Source organism: Xenorhabdus cabanillasii, assembly GCF_003386665.1.
Lineage (GTDB): Bacteria > Pseudomonadota > Gammaproteobacteria > Enterobacterales > Enterobacteriaceae > Xenorhabdus > Xenorhabdus cabanillasii.
This window is the reverse complement of the sequence record NZ_QTUB01000001.1, coordinates 930,694-950,961: the sequence shown is the minus strand read 5'-3', so window position 1 is coordinate 950,961 and position 20,268 is coordinate 930,694. Positions and strand designations below refer to the sequence as shown.

Sequence of the window (20,268 nt, the reverse complement as noted above, 5' to 3'; positions counted from 1 at the left end):
CACTAAAGCTTTTTCATAAACATTATGATATATAAAATACATTTATACTAAAAATCACCATAAAAAATGAAGATAAAAGTTGCACTTATTGATGACCATGTTGTTGTTAGATCAGGATTCGCTCAGCTACTCACACTTGAAGATGACATTACAATAGTAGGGCAATACAGCAATAGTAAAGAAGCATGGCCTGACCTACTAAAAAGAAATATTGATATAGTTATCATGGACATTTCTATGCCACATGAAAATGGCTTGCAACTCCTTGCACGACTGCGTCCCAACCGCCCTAATTTTCGTACTATTATGCTTAGCATTTATGATACTGCTGCTCTTGTGCAAACCGCTCTTGATTCAGGAGCTCGTGGCTATCTGACAAAATGCTGTGGAGCAGAAGAACTGGTACAAGCAGTACGAACCGTTCATAAAGGAGAAATTTATCTTTGTGCCGATGCCATGAAAGCTTTACACCAGAAACCGCAAGAGTTAGATGCTCTACAAGTACTGACTCCACGAGAACGAGAAATATTTAATCTTTTAATTAATGGAGTAAACGCCAGGAGTATTGCAGAGCAACTCATGTTGAGTCCTAAAACTGTACATGTTCACCGAGCCAATATCCTAAGTAAATTACAGTGTGACACCACTATTGATCTTGTCCATTATGCATTACAACATCAAATTATTACGGGTTAATAGATGAATTGGAAAATCCGCTTTAGTTTACAGTCCTTGTTTTTATTGATTTTCTATTCTTTTACCTGGATTTCACTATGGATAATCAGTTTTTATTTGAGTAAAAATGGACAACAGGCCGCTCTTTTTTTACCTCAAGGGCTGAGACTGATACTTATGATTTTATTATGGCGACGTTACCTGCCAATTCTGATTATCAGTGAGAACAGCATCCTGATATGTTTAAATAACGAACAACTTATTACAAACTTAGTCATTTTACTCTCTCCTGTTATCAGTTTGATAACAGTCTTAAGCATTAAACAGATATGGAAATGTTATTCTCTTTATTGGCAGCAACTCTCCATCCTGCTAGCTTCTGTTATCATTAACAGTTTATTACAAACCCTTTTTCTCAGTAGCCTGTTGTCCTGTAAATCCAGTCTTATTTTTCTCAGTTCTCTAACTGGCGGAGTTCTGTTATCCCCATTTATTTATCTGATTTATATCTATATATATGAGCAAAATCTAAAAAAGCAATCTATTACAGATGACTCTGTCTACCCACAATTACGCACATCTTTAGTTATGTGGTGTTTCCTGTTTAGTTTATTAGGCGTAAGTGGTCAATTTTTCTTATCACCTAAAATTGAAGGAATTCTGTCAATTTTAGTCTTTATTCCTAATGTTTTTATGGCTTACCATTATGGTTGGCAGGGAGGTGTTTTTTCTGCCTTATTGGGAAGTCTGATTGTCACATCTGCTCACCATTTCAGTGGTTCCTTCAGTGAACTGCAAGAATTAGAGGTCTTCTTAACGACTCAAGCCTTATTGGGAATCGGGCTTGGCATAGCAATCAGTCGGCAACAACAATTAGCGGGTAGCCTTATTCATCAGCAACGGCTAACAGAAAATCTTAACCGGTATCGCACACAGCTCGAAAAGGAATTAACTGCACGTCGAATTCTGATGCAGAAAATAGTACATATTGAAGAGGATACTCGTAAAAACATAGCCAGAGAACTACATGATGAGATTGGGCAAAATATTACAGCTATTCAAATCCAATCCACGCTAGTAAAACGCACGGCAAGTTCTCCGCTGACCATAAAAGCAGCTGACCAGATTAAATCTCTTGCTCAACAAATCCATCAATCTACTCGTCAGCTTCTTCGCGAATTGCGTCCCCCTGTTTTGGATGAAATGTCATTTGAACAGGCAATTTGCCATCTTGTAAATGAGTTTGCTTTCGAGGAACAAAACATTATTTGCCAGTTCAACTACCAGTTGCCGCAAGAACCCAAGAACAGCACGATTCTTTTAACACTTTATCGAGTTATTCAGGAGCTGTTGAATAATATCAGTAAACACGCCGATGCCAGCATAATAATTATTACACTAAAGCAAAAAGGAAATTTCATTAAACTTCGCATTAGTGACAATGGAATCGGCATCAGGGAGGATAAAAAAAACAGAGGTTTTGGATTGAAAGGCATTGAAGAAAGGATTTGTATACTTGGTGGGAGTTGGCTATTAAAAACACAGAAAGGGACTCATGTTGTTGTTAATTTACCCATAAATTCAGATAAATATACCGGGTAATCAAATGAGACTCTTCATATTTCAAAAGTTCACATCAATACCTAATAAACTTCAAATTGTCAGACAGCAACAAGGAAATAACCTTCTCGGCACTTAGGCAGTGATGTAACAAAGGCGACTATTGTAAGCAATAAGATTGCAATTAAAAGAATCACATAATTATTCTATTTACATAGGCTTATTTTCATGGAGAAATTTTATGCAAGCCAATAGCAATGGACAAATTTCACAACAATACCGCTATTGGCGAGTTCATTTACTCATATCAATGTTGATCGGCTATGCTACATTTCAACTTACACGCAGAAGTTTGAATGTTGTCATGCCAGCAATGCAAGTAGATCTGGTACTAGATAAAAATGATATAGGCTGGATAGCCAGTCTATTTTACCTTGCTTATGGCCTCTCGAAATTTGTATCCGGTATTTTCCACGACTATACAGGCTATCGCTGGTTTATGGGTGCTGGCTTATTAGTGACTGGAATACTTAATATTATTTTCACATTTTGTTCTTCATTGCCAGCCATATTAATTATTTGGACCCTCAATGGTTTTTTTCAAGGATGGGGATGGCCTCCGTGTGCAAGATTACTAACTTATTGGTATTCCCGTAATGAACGAGGGTTTTGGTGGGGTTGTTGGAACATTTCAATTAACATAAGTGGAGTTCTCCTGACACTGTTGTCTACACTATTAGCTGCAACATATAGCTGGAAAATAGCGCTATTGCTGCCTGGACTCATCAGTATTCTGTTAGGGATTTGGTTATGCCAGCAATTACGAGGTACTCCACAAGAGCATGGGTTACCCAGCATCGGACATTGGCGGCAAGATGCAATGGAAATCAGACAAGAGCATTTATCACCGCCAATGCCAATGATAAAAATCTTAAAAGAAACCATTGTGTTTAACCGTACTATCTGGCTGCTCGGCATTTCCTATATTTTAATTTATTTCATTAGAACGGCAATACATGACTGGGGAAACCTCTGGCTATCAGAAAAACATGGTTCTGACTTACTCAGTGCAAATACGATTCTTTCACTGTTTGAATTGGGTGGATTACTCGGAACACTCTGTTCGGGATGGGGTTCAGATCTGCTCTTTCGCAGCCAACGAGCTCCTATGATCTTACTGTTTTCTCTTGGATTGTTTTTTTCTGTTGTAGCACTTTGGCTCGCACCAATACAGAATGATATTCTACTGGCAACATGTATTTTCAGTATCGGCTTTTTTGTTTTCGGTCCACAAATGCTCATTGGATTAGCAGCTACAGAATATTGTCATAAGAGAGCTGCAGGTACAGTTACAGGATATCTTGGTTTATATGCCTATCTGAGCGCAGCCATTGCAGGTTGGCCATTAAGTCAAGTTATTGAATATTATGATTGGTCTGGAATGTTTGCTCTGATTACACTTGCAGCCGCTTTGATGGGATTACTATTAATGCCACTACTAATATATGACGCTGATAAACACAATAAAGTGCCTTAAAAGTTCAATTATCTTACATGGTGCTATTTTCATAACAGAATTGGAATATTATCCATATAGCAGGGAGATAGCGTCATTTTTCCAATTAAAAATATATTATCACTCTTACCTCTAATTACTTTTCCATAGAAAAATAAAAATCAACAACATCAATTAATAAATAAAAAAAGAAAAACATAAAAAAATTGCCTCATAATCCAGTTATTACCTCATTATTTACGATATGGTAAAAACTCAAAACATTAGTAACTTCCGTTGCTCTTTATCAGAAGGAGCAAAAGACAGAGCTGAAGATGGCGTGATCCACACCAGGCTGGAAAAGAAAGCGTTGATGATTTCCACTTCCAACATCAAAACATTACTCCATTAATATTAATTAAAAACAATTTTTGTTTGTCATTTCAAAATGTTTTGCCACAAATTGACTAAAACATAGTTGATATATTATGAATCGGAGGTAGATTAATTTTTGTCCAAATATAAAACCCCATACATAAACAGAGATTACTATGGATACTTCTTTTACCACCACCAGCTTTCCTGATGATTACCACAAAAGAATTCGCCAGATGAAACAAATTCTGCGTAAGCAAATCGGTGACGTTGAAACTCTCTTCTCCCAGGTATGTGACAAAATAGAAAAAGAATTAACTGTAGCCAAAGAAGATGAAAAAAACATGGGTAGCGCCTGGCCTGAAATACATTGGCGTGATATGGCTGAAGGTAGAATAACAGAGGAAATCATACAAAAGATTAAGCGCCGTGGCTGTTTGGTCGTCAGGCAAAACTTCCCACAGGATCAGGCAATCGCATGGGATCAGTCCATGCTTGATTACCTCAATACCAATGAGTTTGAACGCTTCTATCAGGGACCAAAAGATAATTATTTCGGTAGTCTTAAAGCATCCCGGCCGGAAATTTATCCGATTTACTGGTCCCATGCACAAATGCAAGCCAGACAAAGCGAAGAAATTGCGTTGGTACAGTCTTTTCTGAATCACTTATGGAAATTTGAATCAGATGGAGTGAGATGGTTCGAGCCTGACGTCAGCATGATTTATCCCGATCGTATTCGCCGCAGACCGCCGGGTACGACATCCAGGGGTCTGGGAGCTCACACAGATTCAGGAGCTTTGGAACGCTGGTTACAGCCAGACTATCAAAACGTATTCAGAAAAATCTTCACCAACCAGTTTGCAGAATACGATCCCTGGGATGCTGCCTATCGTCCCGATGTAAATGAATTCAATAACATAGCAAGGTGTTCTGTATTTAGAACATTTCAAGGCTGGACTGCGCTGTCGGATATGTTGATCGATCAGGGGCTTTTGCATGTTGTGCCCGTTCCTGAAGCAATGGCCTATATTCTGCTACGCCCACTACTGAATGATGTACCCGCAGATGAATTGTGTGGTGTGGCTCCCGGCAAAGCACTTCCTATCTCAGAACAATGGCATCCTCATCTTATTCGTGGGTTATGCAGTATCCCGGCATTACAGGCTGGCGATTCTGTCTGGTGGCACTGTGATCTAATCCACTCGGTTGCTCCTGTAGAAAATCAACAGGGCTGGGGAAATGTCATGTATATTCCCGCCGCGCCATTGTGTAACAGAAATCTGGCCTATGCCCGTCAAGTGACTGAAGCCCTTGAACATGGCACATCTCCACCAGACTTTGCTCCGGAACATTATGAAAAGAATTGGAAAAACCGTTTCACGGTTACTGAGTTAAATGCAATTGGCTTACGAGGACTTGGGTTAGGAAATCGGGAATATTGAGACATAGATTTAAATTATCAAACATGGAATTATCAGGCATGGAACGCCTTTGCTTTTACCAGATTACGGTAAGCTATTGGAGTCAGCTCAAAATGTTGTTCAAACACCTTACTAAAATAGTGAGGATCCTTAAATCCCACTAATTGTGCGACATGCAATAAATTCAGGTTATTATCTTTCAACAACTGCTTTGCTGTTAATAAACGGTAATTAAGCCTATATTTATGGGGAGAAACTCCGACTTGCGCTCTGAAATTACGGACCAAAGTACTTTCCGATACTCCGACATAACTGGCAATGTCTTTAATGGTGATATGCGATGTTATATTCTGTTTAATATAACTTTGGGCTATCGATACTATTTCATCAAACTGTGTACTACCTCCCACTTGAAAAAATGGCTCTGATTGGAAGTCGGACACTTCATGCATAAAATGTTTCTCAATAATTTTAGCGATAGGCAGGCCAAAAAACAGGGAAATAAGGTAAACCAATAACTCTGTTTGAGAGTTAATACTTTTTACACAGTAAATATTATCATTATAGGTAATACTTGCCTTACAATTTACATTCACGGTTGGGAATTGACGTGCAAATTTGTCATAAAAAGCCCAATGGGTTGTTACTGTATTTTTATCAAGTAAGCCCGCTTGCGCTAACCAGAATACCCCGGTTCCGGTTGCAACAATGACAGCATTATTTTCTTTTTGTCTGCGTAGCCATGAAATGATATCTTTCCTGCCAACCATCACAGGATATGGATTTCCCCACATCGGAGGCAAAAACACTAAATCAAAATCGATAAACTCTGAAAATGTATGGTGAGTATGCAGCATAATTTGCGGTATCTGTTGGTGGTGTTTCTTCATATCCCCTACAACAGACATGACAAGCGGCTGCTCTCTCTGCTCTATGTGGCTTCTTAAGCTGCTGGCGCTGTTTAACATATCCGATGCTAACGTAATCCCACTTTGTAACGCTTTATCATATAAGACAAATGCTATATTCATACTCAGTCTCCAGACATCATATACGCTTCTTGCCTATATTCTATGGAATTTCAGGATATCGCCAACAAAGCTGTAACCTGAAAAACAGCGGGTATATAATATTTGATATTTCAGTTTCGATAGAAATAGATCAGATGACAATATTCTCAGTTTTAATGACCAATATATCAGAGTATTAATTTACACCAATTGCTAAACTTCAGGAAAAGCCTTTTTGGAGTTCATAATGAGTAAATTACCCGTAATTGTTGGTTTAGGTGGTATCAATACGGCTGGAAGAAGTTCTGGATTTCACGGATATAAACGCATCGTATCAAATAGCCTTAATGGCAAAATAATGAAAGATACATGGAGCGACTTATGTCATCGAATGGGTATTATTAATGGAACAGAATCTGTAACTGATACCCAAATTGAACAAGCAAAAAATGGCACACTAATTAGAAAAATAACTCTTTTCGATACACAGCAAGTGCCAGTTAATAAAATAATAACCGATTCTGACAAAGACACAGTACAACTATTACAATCAACTTATATTCCACTTTCTATGTCCAGCGCAGGACAATTACCGGAAGGGTTTGAAATAGGAAATTTATATAATGCTCATCACCATCCTCGCGGTTTACGTCTCACCGTATATGGTGCCTCAGATTTACTCAACTCAATCGGGATTTCATGGTCAGATATATATGCATTAGTAGAGCCTGATCAGGTTTCTGTCTACGCCAGCAGTGCATTAGGCCAGGTAGATCAGTTTTCACTATCAGGATTGATCGGTAATCCACTGAATGGCTTACGTATTAGCTCAAAAATGTTGCCACTCTCCTTACCGGATATGCCAGCAGATTTTATTAATAGTTATGTTATCAATAACATAGGAAGCACATCTGCCAATATTGGTGCCTGTGCCAGCTTTCTGTACAATCTTAAACAAGGCGTTAATGACATAAGGCAAGGTAAGGCAAAAGTCTGTTTAGTAGGATGTGCCGAAGCACCTATTACTCCTGAGATTATTGAAGGATTCCGTGCCATGGGAGCTCTCGCAGAAGATCACCTATTATGTAAATTGGACGGAACCAACACTGTCGACCATCGCCGTGCCTGCCGCCCATTTTCAACTAATGTCGGACTCACTCTTTCCGAATCATCACAGTTTGTGCTGCTTATGAGTGACGACCTCGCTCTGCAATGTGGTGCTAATATTCTTGGATCGGTGCCTGATGTTTTCGTGAATGCCGATGCGAATAAAAAATCCATCTCTTCCCCCGGAATCGGTAACTATATCACGATGATGAAAGCCGCTTCCCTTACAGATAGCCTTCTGGATGGAAAATTACAGCATTCCTATATTCAGGCACACGGTACAGGGACACCACAAAATAGGGTTACAGAAAGCCATATTATTAATGAAATCGCGAAAGTCTTTGGCCTCAACCACTGGGATGTTACTGCCATTAAGGCATATGTCGGGCACTCCTTTTCTGTCTCTGCCGGTGATCAGTTAGCCAACACGCTAGGCGTTTGGCAATATGGATGGATACCCGGCATTAAAACAATTGATCATATTGCTGAAGATGTACATTCTTCCAATCTGAACATCTTAATGCAGGATAAATTTACTGGTGAACAGGGTAAAGATATGCGTGCCACAATCATCAATTCAAAAGGATTTGGTGGCAATAATGCGAGCGCCGTTATTTTATCTCCACAGCAAACAATGCGAATGCTGACAAAAAAACATGGTAATACGGCCATTAGCAATTATCATAAATGCAATCAGATAGTTAAAGACAAAAGTGAAAAACAGGATCAAGCTATTTGCCGTGGTGAGGAATCTATTATTTACGATTTCGGAAGTTCTGTGATACAACCCGCAGATATCGAACTTTCACGCCAAGAAGTAAAATTAGCAGGATTCAAACATACTATAAAACTGCCGAATGCAGATGAATTCAACGAATTTCTGTGAATTTCCAATATAATACATCACGATAATCCGAAAATTATTTAAAATAATCTGACCGTCATTAAAACAAAGCCAATGGCGGTCAGATACAGTTAACACGACTTACAGGTTATGCACTAAAGCTGTCTGCTTATAATTTCAATCTCCTGTCGCCATTCCTCTTGCAAGGCGGGCTTTTGATGTTTTGGTCTTCTGCTCAAATCCTCCTGCAACAGCTTTTCCAACTCTATCAGGCGTTGCAGTAAAACCTCTTCATCCCACACCATTGCCGATTCTTGTTTATTGCAATCAGTAAGATGCTGCCGATTTGGTTTCTCTAAATTATCCCCCTGTCCGAGCAAAGAATAGATTTCTTCAACATTATGATATTCAGTTAACTCACCTTTATTGATCAACCAAAAGCGGTTACAGCTTTGCTCAATAAGACTTCTATCATGGCTGACAATCAAAGCCCCACCTTTATATTCCTTCAGGGTATCAAAGAGCTCTTCTTTACCCTCCAGATCAAGGTGGTTAGTGGGTTCATCAAGAAACAGCAGATGGTAACGCGCTAATGTTAACCCTATGAACAATAAACGCGCCCGTTCACCGCCACTCAGTGATGCCACCTTCTGCTGATGCCTCTGATATTCAAAACCTGCGCTGATAAGCGCCCGTTTACGCTGATCATCACTGGTTGGTGCAAAACGAATTAACGCATCACTCAGTGATTCATCATCCTGAATCTGCTCCAGCGATTGATCGTAGTAACCGAGCTGACATAGAGGATGATAATTCACATTCTGCAATGTCTTTTCCAGATATTCTTTATACAACACTTTCAGCAAAGTAGACTTACCGCAACCGTTGTTACCCAGAACAGCGACTCTATCGCCACTCTTGATCTGTTTCGACAGCACATTGAACAGAACCACATTAGTACCCAAAGGCATAACAGCCATATGTTCAATATCCAGCAATCGGTTAGCCGGTAATGCATCCCCCTGAAGAGTCAGCTTCCATGGAGTGCCTTGAGTAAGTTTGGTTTGCTGCTCAGCCAGACGCTGTTTACGTGCCAGCATCGTCTTCGCTTTACGAGAAAGATCAGGATTGTCATAAACCTTACCCCATGTGGCTAACCGTTCAGCACTCTGCTCCAGCCGGTCTATCTCTTTTTGCTCACTGGCATGACGTTGCAGATCCGTCTGATCGCGTTCGAGCAATGCCTGCCTTGCCTGAGAGCAAGCCATGCCGAAGTGATATAAGGTCTTGTCCCGCATAATCCAGGTAGTATTAGTCACCCTATCCAGTAAAATCTGATCATGCGATACCAATACAAACGATCCTTTCCACTGAGACAAAAAAGATTCCAACCATAGCAGAGAAGTCAGATCCAGATGGTTACTCGGCTCATCCAATAAAAGTAAATCAGGTTGCTGGATCACCGCACGACCAAGTAACAGTCGCATATGTTGCCCACCACTAAGATTTCCGATAGGTGTTTGCCAATCCTGTTCAGGGAATCCCAGTTCAGACAACAGAAGCTCGGCTCGCCAAATTTCGTCAACTTTAACTTTCTCGCTAATAGCCTCTATTAATGTGGCATCATGCAGAGATAAGGGTAAATGCTGTTCGACATACGCCAGAACACACTGACTCGCAATTGTGATCTTACCGCTGTAATCTTCCAAATTACCGCTGAGTAATTTCATCAGGGTGCTTTTACCACAGCCGTTATGACCGATAAGCCCAATTTTGTCGCCTTTGTTCAGAGTAAATGTTATATCCTCAAACAAAGGAGCCGAAGAGAAAGCAATAGAAAGTGATTGTGCAGATAAATAAGTGCTCATAGATAACTCAAGAATTTTGGGTGCAAAACACCGTTGTCAGATGCTGACAATAATTCTTCGAGCTTGAGTGAAGAGAATTCTAATTTGTGAAGTTACTACTTTATGTTAGTAACTAAATATTTTTTCGCTCAAGCTAAGATTATCGCAGCGGATGCCACAAACCCTTGAGCGAGCTTCTAATACCAAAGAAGCGAGCGAATAAACGCTGCATAGACATATAGGGCCTCCTTTTTTTATCTGGGAAAGTAACGATACTTTCTGGTTATTCGGTAGACTAAGCATATAGAAAGTCTGCCAGAAAAAGCAAATAAATCAGATAAATTATTTGAAAAATGCGTTCTGGTTCTCATCTATTTTTCGCAGGAAATTCATTCCGATTTATCAAAAGCATTCGATATCAAAAGCACACGAATAAAAATAACGTTATAGTTAGTAACGTCATTATTGTTACAGCCCAAATCAGCCCTTTCCAACCAAGTGCCTCATAAATTCCCCCAGATGCAAGTGAGAATATCGTTGACACAGTAGCCAGAAGAGTTTCACTCACACCCTGAACACGGACTTTACTGATACCATCAGACATACTATTGATAATATGAGTTCCCCCTAAGAACATCAGGTTCCATCCTAATCCGGCAAAAATCAGCGGGACTCCGAGAATAACAATTTCTGTTTCATTGGTAAGCCCTACCAGAAAACCGGCAAGATTAAAGAGAACGCCCAATAGAATAATACGATTTGCCCCCATTCTTGATATCAGCATACCTGTGATAACACCGGGAGCGAACATGGTTACAAGATGAGCACCAATTAATATGCCCGCTTCTGAATTTCCCAATCCATAACCGACAGAAGCAATTGAGGCGGCTGACATAACTATCATCATAATTGCATGGCCTAACACCATTGACACAATTCCAAAAAACAAATAGTGGCTTGTGACAATAGATGAGAACCCGGTTGTCTTACTAATATCAGCTCCTGCTTGATTAATCGAATATCCAATTACTCATTCGCCAGACATTATTTCTGTATTCAACAACAGCAATACCATGGTAGGGAAGATGAGGTGAATAGTTCTTGTAGCCAGGATATATCCTGATACCAAGTACAGGTATTGTCTTATGGTGAATCGTTGCCCGGATTGCATTAGGAAATAGCCGCTTTTCCCATTGAATACTCGCCATTGCTTCTTTCATAGCTCTGTACTGAATAAAGGCGGTGTGAACTCTATTCATGATCTCATGCTTTATCGCCAGATCAGGAAAAATAGAGTCAACGTATATCAGGACTAGACATCTGAAAAAGAGGTTTACTCTCAATACGGATTGAGTCAGTTGCTGGCTATATATTCAGATATACTTATAAAATATTTTCTTTAGTTTTTTCTTTTCTTAAAAGTATTGGCAATTCTGAAGTTACATATTGCCATAAAGGAGAATAGCCAATAATAATCAAAGGAAGCTATATCATTGCCCGACAAGAAATGGTTATTATTTATACAGATTTTTTATCTTTTCCAACATTATAAAAATGCTTTCTTCTTGGATGGGGACTTCCTTGTGATTTGAATTATCACCGGCTTTTCCTTATTGGTATAAAGCTAAAAAAACAAAAAGCCCCGCACAAACGGGGCCTTGATATTGTTTTTTAATGATATTTAAGTTCCAAATCAGAACGGAATATCATCATCAAAATCCATTGGTGGCTCATTGCTCTGCGGAGCAGGAGATTGTGCCGGACGAGATGATGGCATACCGCCACCACTAAATTGCTGAGAAGCTTGTGGCTGTTGTGGTTGTCCCCAGCCGCCTTGTGCTGGTGCATCCTGTGCTGCACCACGGCTGCCTAACATCTGCATTACTCCACCGATAGGATTAATCACTACTTCAGTAGTGTAACGGTCTTGCCCATTCTGATCTTGCCATTTACGGGTCTGCAAAGCCCCTTCGAGATAAACCTGAGAACCTTTGCGCAGATATTCACCTGCGACTTCTGCCAATTTGCCGAAAATCACCACACGATGCCACTCAGTTTTCTCTCTCATCTCACCGGTTTGCTTATCACGCCAGCTATCGGACGTTGCCAGAGTAATATTGGCAACTGCACCGCCATTCGGCATATAGCGAATTTCCGGATCCTGCCCCAAATTACCCACTAAAATAACTTTGTTTACGCCTCTGCTGGCCATTGGGAATACTCCTGATGAAATGATTTCTGCTAAAAACGAACTTCTATAATTATAAACAAAGTAGTTTACCATGCGAGGGCTAACTTTAAACAAAAACCCTTTATATTATACTTTGCGAAGCGCATCGTACTTTATATCCTTTATCTTTCATGTTGTTACTTTTTAGCTACCCTTATCAGCGATACAACAACTGAAAGCACTTGATATGCACTGTAATTATTACAGCATGAATCTCTGTTAATACTGTATATCCATTCAGGATAGTTTGTGCAATAATAATGCGTTCTTTAGTTGAGCACGATAAATAATCTGGGTAATGGTAAATGGATAACATCGAAGTTCGGGGCGCCCGCACCCATAATCTCAAAAATATCAACCTGATAATTCCCCGTGACAAACTGATAGTCATTACGGGGTTGTCTGGCTCCGGTAAGTCTTCTCTGGCTTTCGATACACTGTATGCAGAAGGCCAGCGTCGTTATGTAGAATCTCTCTCTGCATATGCCCGCCAGTTTTTATCATTGATGGAAAAACCGGATGTCGACCACATTGAAGGCCTGTCTCCTGCCATTTCCATTGAACAGAAATCAACTTCTCATAATCCGCGTTCAACCGTCGGGACAATCACAGAAATTCACGATTATCTCCGTCTGCTGTTTGCCCGTGTCGGCGAGCCTCTCTGTCCCGAACATGATATTCCACTGGCTGCACAAACCATTAGTCAGATGGTAGATAATGTTCTCACATTACCGGAAGGGCAACGTCTGATGTTATTAGCTCCGGTAGTCAAAGAGCGTAAAGGAGAACATTCCAAGCTGTTGGAAAATCTGGCTACACAAGGTTATATCCGCGCCCGTATTGATGGTGAAGTGTGTGACCTTTCCGATCCGCCTAAATTAGAATTGCAGAAAAAACATACGATTGAAGTTGTCATCGACCGCTTCAAAGTACGCCCGGATCTGGCTCAGCGTCTGGCAGAATCTTTCGAAACCGCTTTAGAGCTTTCCGGCGGTACGGCTGTCGTTACCAATATGGATGATAATCAGGCCGAAGAGTTGATCTTCTCAGCCAATTTCGCCTGTCCAATGTGTGGTTACAGTATGAGCGAGTTGGAACCACGCTTATTTTCCTTCAACAATCCGGCAGGCGCCTGTTCTACTTGTGATGGTTTGGGTGTCCAGCAATTTTTCGATCCTGACCGAGTGGTTCAAAATAGCAGTATTTCTCTCGCAGGTGGCGCTATTCGTGGATGGGATCGCCGTAATTTCTATTACTTCCAGATGCTAAAATCTCTGGCAGACCATTATAAATTCGATATAGAAACACCATTCGATGAATTAAATCCTGCCATTAAAAAAGTAATTTTGTATGGCTCAGGTAAGGAATCTATCGAATTCAAATATACCAATGATCGTGGGGATACAACTGTCCGTAATCACCCATTCGAAGGTGTTCTGCATAATATGGAACGCCGCTATAAAGAAACAGAATCTTCCGCTGTACGGGAAGAATTAGCCAAATATATTAGTAATCGTTCCTGTATTTCGTGTGAAGGAACCCGCTTGCGCAAAGAAGCGCGTTTTGTTTTTATCGAAAATACCACCCTGCCACAGATTTCTGATTTCAGCATCGGTCATGCGATGGAGTTTTTCCAAAACATCAAATTGAGCGGACAAAGAGCCAAAATTGCTGAAAAAGTGCTGAAAGAGATCCGTGATCGTCTGAAGTTTCTGGTCAATGTTGGTTTAAATTACCTGACACTTTCCCGTTCAGCAGAAACCCTTTCCGGTGGTGAAGCCCAGCGTATCCGGTTAGCAAGCCAAATTGGTGCAGGTCTGGTTGGCGTGATGTATGTTCTGGATGAGCCTTCCATTGGTCTCCACCAACGTGATAATGAACGTTTGCTGGAAACCTTACTGCATCTGCGTAATTTAGGTAATACCGTTATTGTTGTTGAACATGATGAAGATGCTATTCGCGCCGCTGATCATATTATTGATATTGGACCGGGAGCGGGTGTTCATGGCGGTAAAGTTGTTGCCGAAGGAACTATTGATGACATCATGGCAAGCCAAACGTCTCTCACAGGGAAATTTCTGAGTGGCGAACGTGAGATTGCTATCCCGGGACAACGAATCAATGCTGATCCCAACAAGATGTTGAAGTTAATTGGCGCGAAGGGCAATAACCTGAAAAAAGTGACATTAAAACTACCTGTCGGCTTGTTCACATGTATCACGGGGGTTTCAGGCTCCGGTAAATCGACATTAATCAACGACACGTTATTCCCAATCGCACAACGCCAGTTAAATGGCGCAACTAATATTAATCCTGCCCCTTATGTGGATATTCAAGGTCTGGAGCATTTTGACAAGGTCATTGATATTGACCAAAGCCCGATCGGCAGAACACCTCGCTCGAATCCCGCCACTTATACCGGCGTCTTTACACCAGTAAGAGAACTGTTTGCTGGCGTACCTGAATCCCGTACGCGTGGTTATACACCGGGTCGTTTTAGTTTCAATGTTAAGGGCGGACGCTGTGAAGCCTGTCAGGGGGACGGGGTAATTAAGGTGGAAATGCATTTCCTGCCTGATATTTATGTTCCCTGTGATCAGTGTAAAGGAAAGCGCTATAACCGCGAAACGTTGGAGATTAAATATAAAGGCAAGAATATCAATGAGGTACTGAATATGACCATTGAAGAAGCTCGTAGCTTTTTTGATGCAGTACCTGCCCTTGCCCGTAAATTGCAAACGTTAATGGATGTTGGTCTTTCCTATATTCGTCTTGGACAGTCTGCCACCACACTCTCCGGTGGAGAAGCACAACGGGTTAAACTGGCACGCGAGTTATCTAAACGTGGTACAGGTCAAACACTCTATATTCTTGATGAACCAACAACTGGATTACACTTTGCTGATATCCAACAACTGTTGTCAGTTCTACATCAATTGCGGGATCAGGGAAATACCATTGTAGTGATTGAACACAATCTGGATGTTATCAAGACTGCGGACTGGATTGTCGATCTTGGCCCAGAAGGTGGGAGTGGTGGCGGAGAAATATTAGTAGCAGGAACGCCAGAAGATGTGGCGAAATGTGAAAAATCCCATACAGCACGTTTCCTTAAGCAGATACTCAATAAAAATTAATACTATTTCACCAATCATAATCAGCAAAGAGCCTCTCCAATTGGAGAGGCTTTGTTTATTTATTAAATTATTCTAATATTTTTTAATGCAACAAACACCTTTCCGGCTGTAATAATCAACGAAATAATCCTATTTAGATCAGTCTGATATTGTTGTTCTAAGATTATTGCTGAGCCTTTAAAGATACAGTGTTCACATTATAGTCAAATTAATTTCATAATGATATTATATATTTTGTTAACTTATAATGGAGATTAAATATGTATATGTTTTTACCATTTTTAGTTGCGTTAGTTATGGTTGCTACTGTTGTTACTGGCAAGAAAAAACTGACTTATACGCTTTGGTTTGCCTTATTAATCATCACGGTATTTTGGTTTAAATATCACGCCACTGATGCACTGAATCTTTCTTTCTAACCGGAGGCCGTAATGAATAATACTATGTCAACATCTCGCAACCTTAATCCTGCCATTACATTGAATATACTTGGTTTATTTGGTATTTGTGTCATTCTAATCGTGGCATTTTATTATCAACTGGCACGTTTTGAACTTCCCTGCCCGCTATGTCTGCTGCAACGTGCAGGTATCATTATGATTGGCTTTGGTTTTCTGTTTAATATCTATTTTGGTGTTAAAAATGCTCACTACAGCTTTTCCTTACTGGGCTGTATTGTCACTGGCTTTGTTGCTATGCGTCAGGTTTCTTTACATATCCTGCCTGGAGATGCAGGGTATGGCTCCACTTTCTTTGGTTTGCACTTCTATACGTGGGCTGCAATCTTATCTATTCTTACCATTATTGCTATTGCTGCCATCATGCCCCTGAAAGCAGGTAATCATGATCCGGCAAAATATTCACCACACATACTCGGTAAACTTGTCATGGGATTGTTCGCGATCTTGATCACCGCTAATCTGGTCTCTACTGTGCTGGAATGCGGTAGCGGGCAGTGTGACGATAACCCAACGTTTTATCAGCTATTGCAGTAATAACATTTTGTTATCTTGGCAGAGAAAAGAAGGCTGATACACTCTACAGCCTTCTCTTTTCCCTGAAAGACCATTCAGAAGGAAATTTATATTCATAATTCATTGAATTATTGATGAAATAACACACCTCATGTGCCTCTTCAGGCGTCGGAACTTCCAGCTTAGACAGCATTCGATCCATCACTTTATCCGGTACAACATATTCGCGATTATTATTTTGTTTCCACCATCGTTTATAGTCTTGTTCGATATAAACAATCTTAACTTTAGCGTCATAGCTGACAAATAGCTTAATAAGTTGCTGACGCATTTGAGCGGTAAGATTGGTAGCATTCCAGACAAAATCCTGTCGGTTACGCAATTTCTCTCTGGCCTGCTGTTTTGCCTGTTGTACAATCCAGCCATTGGCATTCTTGTCTTCTGGGCTTATCTGGTAATGACGGCGCATTGCATCCAAGCTAATGACAAACCAATCTGGGTAATACTGCTGGATAAAGTGATCTTTTCCCATGCCAGGTAATCCACATAATAAAATCACCTGACTACCATAATCATCATAAGGTTGATAATCCGGCTGTTTACTTTCCGTAGAAAAATAATAAAAACGAGCTTCTGGCGAAGAGAATTTTCGTGCATTACTCCAACAATTTTGTTCACGACAATAAAGTTCGAACAATTCGATGCGTTCCAGTAATTCCTGTGCATCATAACATTTGCGCCCTAAGACATCGACTCTCGCCAATAAAGCTAATAGATAAGTATCAACACGTAATGACGCCGCCAACAGAGTTTTCTGTGGTTCAGGTTTTTCCATCAGCCATAGTGGTAATCCGTGAAAACGCACCAAAGCAGCAATTTGTTCACGTATCGCAAATGGTGTAGGAATTTGCTGAAAAAAAATCTGTCTGACAGTCAACTCACCTTTACGGGCATGACCGGGAGAAACGATTCGTTCATCTAAATCCATCCGCGTAGTACTTCGCTTTTCCACGTCATGCAATAAAGCAGACGTCCAAAGTATTTCCTGTTCTTCTTTCCCCAGTGTTTGATACTCAGGTAACTGTTCCAATGCTGCCAGTACCATTTGAGTATGAATGGCAACATCACCTTCAGCGTGGTGAATGGGATCTTGCTGAACTCCCCTCATATCAGCAATGAAAGAAAACGTTTTAGATAAATAATCCCATGACTTATTTTTACTGAATATCCAACTCATTTTCTCTCTCCAACCGAATGGTATTCAAAGTAAAGAGGCGCTCGTTGCCAATGATGCTTCCAATGAATATCCGTTTTAACATGGTTTTTGCGCACAAACTTAAAAACATGATGCGGGAAATCAATAACTGAATACTCACCTGCATCACGGCTGACAATGCCTTCCATTGAACAAAGCTGTTTTATTTGTGTATCCCATGAAGAAAAGCGACTCTCCTGCTTTGCGGTTTGAATAATATTTTTAATGAACACTGATTCATCTCGTGTTTCAGGAATGGCAATTTCTGGCGTGGTAGGAAAATCAAATAAGGCAGCATAAAACTTTACCTCTTCCCAACTGAGCCACATATCTTTAATACGCACAGCAAAGACAAAGAAATATTCTTCAAGGTGACGATATTCGATAGAGTGAATGGCATACAAATTCTCACCAAAAATCTCGATATCTCCCAAATCACCCTTAATTAATTGCCAACGTTGGCGGATCTGCTGCGTCCATGCTGATTGTGTCGGTGCAGCATGAGAACGGGCAAATACACCATATTGATTCAGGCAGTTATTTTCACCATCTAATTTTTCTGTGTGAATAAGCTGATTAATGTCCTGTATATTCTGCCACCAATCATGATTAATACGATCATCACTGGTTGTTCCTAGTGAGAACGGATAATGAAAAGTTCTACCATACTTTCTTGATTGCATATCCATAATGCTTTAGCTCTTTAAAATTATCCCAATAAAAGCGTATTACACCTTTACAAACTAATATTCACCTTAATAATTGATGAAAGAGTTCAAGAGTTGGTATTACATTTTCTTTATTCCTATTTGATTAATCTTTTGAAATTAAAAAATATTAGTTTAAGCATTTTTGCTATTTAATATAAAGGTGGGAGAAACGAGATTTCACATATCAGTACTTGATATATATCAATGCTTACTATATAGAAAACGATTATAAATTAACATAGTGAGTGATTTACTATCATGAAATAACCGATAAAAATCTTTTATTTTTATCTTAAATAGAGATATCTGTAGAATAAAAGAAACCCTTTGCCTAATACCAGAACAAAGGGCTGTAGTGATTATCTTCATCAATTCCCCCAATATTCAGGGAATCAAAAATCACTGACTCACTGCCGCAAATGCTTCTGCAACACGCTGTACGTTATGATGGTTTACTCCGGCCATGCAAACCCGGCCAGAACCAATCAAATAGACTCCAAATTCTCCACGCAGGCGATTAACCTGTTCAGAGTTAAAGCCGGTATAACTAAACATACCGCGTTGTTTCAGCAAATGATCAAAGTTTTTCTCTGGCAGCACATGTTTCAATGCGCTAACCAATACAGTTCTCATTTCCAGAATGCGTAAACGCATCTGCTCAACTTCTTTCAGCCATTGCGCTTTTAGTAACGGATCAGCTAAGACTCTTGTTACAACCTGAGCACCAAAATTCGGTGGGCTGGAATAAATCCGACGTACACTGGCTTTCAATTGCCCCAGAACACATTCACTTGTTTCGGCATCATCGCAAATAACGGACAATCCACCAACACGCTCACCATACAGGGAGAAGATTTTTGAAAACGAATTGCTGATCAAACAAGGTAATTCTGCATTTGCCATTGCCCGAATCGCGTAAGCATCTTCTTCCATCCCATCAGCAAGTCCCTGATAAGCAATATCAAGGAATGGGATCAACGCCCGCTCTTTAGCGACCTGAACTACCTGATCCCATTGTTCATTAGTGAGATCAGAGCCGGTTGGGTTATGACAACAAGGGTGCATCAGAATAATGCTTTTTGCCGGCAATTGCCGGAAAGTTGCCAGCATTTCATCAAATCTTACCCCTTTAGTTTTATTATCAAAGTAAGGGTAATAATTTACTTTGAGCCCTGCTCCAGAGAAAATTGAATAATGGTTTTCCCATGTCGGATCACTACACCACACTTCAGAATCAGGGAAATAACGATGCAAAAAGTCAGCACCAACTTTTAGTGCGCCTGAGCCTCCGACTGTTTGAATCGTTGCAATACGATTTTGCTGCAACAACGGATGATCTTTACCGAACAGCAATTCTTGAATTGCCAGCCGATAACCAAGCAAACCTTCCATGGGGAGATAAAGAGACGCAGACTGTGGCAAAGCTTTCATTTGTTCTTCTGCGGTTGCAACAGCCTGCAATTGAGGTGTTATACCCTGTTCGTCGTAATACAGCCCAACGCTCAGATTAATTTTTTCTACGCGGGTGTCTTTTTTAAACATTTCCAACAACGAAAGTATAGGATCACCTGCGTAAGCATCAACATTCTGGAACACGACGTTATACTCCCCCTGCTACGTAGTTA

General features: G+C 40.3%; 17 protein-coding genes. 9 read left to right on the top strand and 8 right to left on the bottom strand.

The features are described 5' to 3' along the window. Positions 1-66: 66 nt before the first annotated feature. From BDD26_RS04720 to BDD26_RS04705, 5 genes are all read left to right on the top strand, one after another. Positions 67-696, top strand: coding sequence for a response regulator transcription factor (locus BDD26_RS04720; RefSeq protein WP_038261912.1), 630 nt, complete (start codon positions 67-69; stop codon positions 694-696). 3 nt (positions 697-699) lie between these two features. Continuing rightward, positions 700-2,277, top strand: a complete 1,578-nt coding sequence (locus tag BDD26_RS04715; protein WP_115825676.1) for an MASE1 domain-containing sensor histidine kinase — start codon at positions 700-702, stop codon at positions 2,275-2,277. Between the two features lie 199 nt (positions 2,278-2,476). Next, entirely contained in the window at positions 2,477-3,772 is a 1,296-nt protein-coding gene (uhpC, locus tag BDD26_RS04710; RefSeq protein WP_115825675.1) for an MFS transporter family glucose-6-phosphate receptor UhpC, read from the top strand. A 223-nt stretch (positions 3,773-3,995) separates the two neighbouring features. Continuing rightward, a complete protein-coding gene (locus tag BDD26_RS19465) occupies positions 3,996-4,142 on the top strand; it encodes a hypothetical protein (protein ID WP_170140370.1) in 147 nt (48 codons plus the stop codon). A gap of 139 nt (positions 4,143-4,281) precedes the next feature. Next, positions 4,282-5,550, top strand: a complete 1,269-nt coding sequence (locus tag BDD26_RS04705) for a DUF1479 domain-containing protein (protein ID WP_115825674.1) — start codon at positions 4,282-4,284, stop codon at positions 5,548-5,550. A gap of 32 nt (positions 5,551-5,582) precedes the next feature. On the opposite strand, the gene BDD26_RS04700 is transcribed toward BDD26_RS04705, so the two are convergent. After that, positions 5,583-6,560: a GlxA family transcriptional regulator gene (locus BDD26_RS04700; RefSeq protein ID WP_115825673.1), complete on the bottom strand. Its 978-nt coding sequence runs from the start codon at positions 6,558-6,560 to the stop codon at positions 5,583-5,585. A 226-nt stretch (positions 6,561-6,786) separates the two neighbouring features. Here BDD26_RS04700 and BDD26_RS04695 point away from each other — a divergent pair, with 226 nt between their 5' ends. After that, positions 6,787-8,532, top strand: coding sequence for a beta-ketoacyl synthase (locus BDD26_RS04695; protein ID WP_115825672.1), 1,746 nt, complete (start codon positions 6,787-6,789; stop codon positions 8,530-8,532). A gap of 113 nt (positions 8,533-8,645) precedes the next feature. Here BDD26_RS04695 and BDD26_RS04690 read toward each other — a convergent pair whose 3' ends face one another. The 4 genes from BDD26_RS04690 to BDD26_RS04675 form a co-directional block, all read right to left on the bottom strand. Further along, positions 8,646-10,358 carry an ABC-F family ATP-binding cassette domain-containing protein gene (locus tag BDD26_RS04690; RefSeq protein ID WP_115825671.1) on the bottom strand — a complete coding sequence of 571 codons (1,713 nt, stop codon included), beginning with the start codon at positions 10,356-10,358 and terminating at the stop codon, positions 8,646-8,648. 397 nt (positions 10,359-10,755) lie between these two features. Next, complete coding sequence (locus BDD26_RS04685) at positions 10,756-11,232, bottom strand: MFS transporter (protein ID WP_147298997.1); 477 nt, start codon at positions 11,230-11,232, stop codon at positions 10,756-10,758. Positions 11,233-11,347: 115 nt separating this feature from the next. Further along, positions 11,348-11,596: a hypothetical protein gene (locus BDD26_RS04680; protein ID WP_115825669.1), complete on the bottom strand. Its 249-nt coding sequence runs from the start codon at positions 11,594-11,596 to the stop codon at positions 11,348-11,350. Between the two features lie 434 nt (positions 11,597-12,030). Continuing rightward, positions 12,031-12,549 carry a single-stranded DNA-binding protein gene (locus tag BDD26_RS04675; protein WP_115825668.1) on the bottom strand — a complete coding sequence of 173 codons (519 nt, stop codon included), beginning with the start codon at positions 12,547-12,549 and terminating at the stop codon, positions 12,031-12,033. A gap of 323 nt (positions 12,550-12,872) precedes the next feature. On the opposite strand from BDD26_RS04675, the gene uvrA reads away from it, so the two are divergent. The 3 genes from uvrA (at position 12,873) to BDD26_RS04660 (ending at position 16,699) form a co-directional block, all read left to right on the top strand. Next, positions 12,873-15,704, top strand: coding sequence for an excinuclease ABC subunit UvrA (gene uvrA, locus BDD26_RS04665; RefSeq protein WP_038264126.1), 2,832 nt, complete (start codon positions 12,873-12,875; stop codon positions 15,702-15,704). Positions 15,705-15,964: 260 nt separating this feature from the next. Next, the gene (locus BDD26_RS19460) at positions 15,965-16,123 is read left to right on the top strand and encodes a DUF5993 family protein (RefSeq protein WP_170140369.1); all 159 of its coding nucleotides are present in this window, start codon (positions 15,965-15,967) and stop codon (positions 16,121-16,123) included. A 12-nt stretch (positions 16,124-16,135) separates the two neighbouring features. Next, the gene (locus BDD26_RS04660; RefSeq protein ID WP_038264123.1) at positions 16,136-16,699 is read left to right on the top strand and encodes a disulfide bond formation protein B; all 564 of its coding nucleotides are present in this window, start codon (positions 16,136-16,138) and stop codon (positions 16,697-16,699) included. A gap of 43 nt (positions 16,700-16,742) precedes the next feature. On the opposite strand, the gene BDD26_RS04655 is transcribed toward BDD26_RS04660, so the two are convergent. From BDD26_RS04655 to BDD26_RS04645, 3 genes are all read right to left on the bottom strand, one after another. Beyond that, the gene (locus tag BDD26_RS04655; RefSeq protein ID WP_115825667.1) at positions 16,743-17,915 is read right to left on the bottom strand and encodes an AAA family ATPase; all 1,173 of its coding nucleotides are present in this window, start codon (positions 17,913-17,915) and stop codon (positions 16,743-16,745) included. After that, positions 17,912-18,622, bottom strand: a complete 711-nt coding sequence (locus BDD26_RS04650; RefSeq protein WP_115825666.1) for an RNA ligase family protein — start codon at positions 18,620-18,622, stop codon at positions 17,912-17,914. Before BDD26_RS04650 ends, BDD26_RS04655 begins: the two co-directional genes overlap by 4 nt. Before the next feature lie 420 nt (positions 18,623-19,042). Next, positions 19,043-20,239 carry an amino acid aminotransferase gene (locus BDD26_RS04645; RefSeq protein ID WP_115825665.1) on the bottom strand — a complete coding sequence of 399 codons (1,197 nt, stop codon included), beginning with the start codon at positions 20,237-20,239 and terminating at the stop codon, positions 19,043-19,045. Positions 20,240-20,268: the final 29 nt, after the last annotated feature.

Bases quoted from the DNA above. Each gene is read 5' to 3' on its own strand.
- uhpC (WP_115825675.1), top strand. From the start codon at position 2,477: ATGCAAGCCAATAGCAATGGACAAATTTCACAACAATACCGCTATTGG.
- uvrA (WP_038264126.1), top strand. From the start codon at position 12,873: ATGGATAACATCGAAGTTCGGGGCGCCCGCACCCATAATCTCAAAAAT.
- BDD26_RS04690 (WP_115825671.1), bottom strand. From the start codon at position 10,358: ATGAGCACTTATTTATCTGCACAATCACTTTCTATTGCTTTCTCTTCG.
- BDD26_RS19465 (WP_170140370.1), top strand. From the start codon at position 3,996: ATGGTAAAAACTCAAAACATTAGTAACTTCCGTTGCTCTTTATCAGAA.
- BDD26_RS04715 (WP_115825676.1), top strand. From the start codon at position 700: ATGAATTGGAAAATCCGCTTTAGTTTACAGTCCTTGTTTTTATTGATT.
- BDD26_RS04695 (WP_115825672.1), top strand. From the start codon at position 6,787: ATGAGTAAATTACCCGTAATTGTTGGTTTAGGTGGTATCAATACGGCT.
- BDD26_RS04675 (WP_115825668.1), bottom strand. From the start codon at position 12,549: ATGGCCAGCAGAGGCGTAAACAAAGTTATTTTAGTGGGTAATTTGGGG.
- BDD26_RS04650 (WP_115825666.1), bottom strand. From the start codon at position 18,622: ATGGATATGCAATCAAGAAAGTATGGTAGAACTTTTCATTATCCGTTC.
- BDD26_RS04680 (WP_115825669.1), bottom strand. From the start codon at position 11,596: ATGAATAGAGTTCACACCGCCTTTATTCAGTACAGAGCTATGAAAGAA.
- BDD26_RS04660 (WP_038264123.1), top strand. From the start codon at position 16,136: ATGAATAATACTATGTCAACATCTCGCAACCTTAATCCTGCCATTACA.
- BDD26_RS04705 (WP_115825674.1), top strand. From the start codon at position 4,282: ATGGATACTTCTTTTACCACCACCAGCTTTCCTGATGATTACCACAAA.
- BDD26_RS19460 (WP_170140369.1), top strand. From the start codon at position 15,965: ATGTATATGTTTTTACCATTTTTAGTTGCGTTAGTTATGGTTGCTACT.
- BDD26_RS04685 (WP_147298997.1), bottom strand. From the start codon at position 11,232: ATGTCAGCCGCCTCAATTGCTTCTGTCGGTTATGGATTGGGAAATTCA.
- BDD26_RS04720 (WP_038261912.1), top strand. From the start codon at position 67: ATGAAGATAAAAGTTGCACTTATTGATGACCATGTTGTTGTTAGATCA.
- BDD26_RS04700 (WP_115825673.1), bottom strand. From the start codon at position 6,560: ATGAATATAGCATTTGTCTTATATGATAAAGCGTTACAAAGTGGGATT.
- BDD26_RS04655 (WP_115825667.1), bottom strand. From the start codon at position 17,915: ATGAGTTGGATATTCAGTAAAAATAAGTCATGGGATTATTTATCTAAA.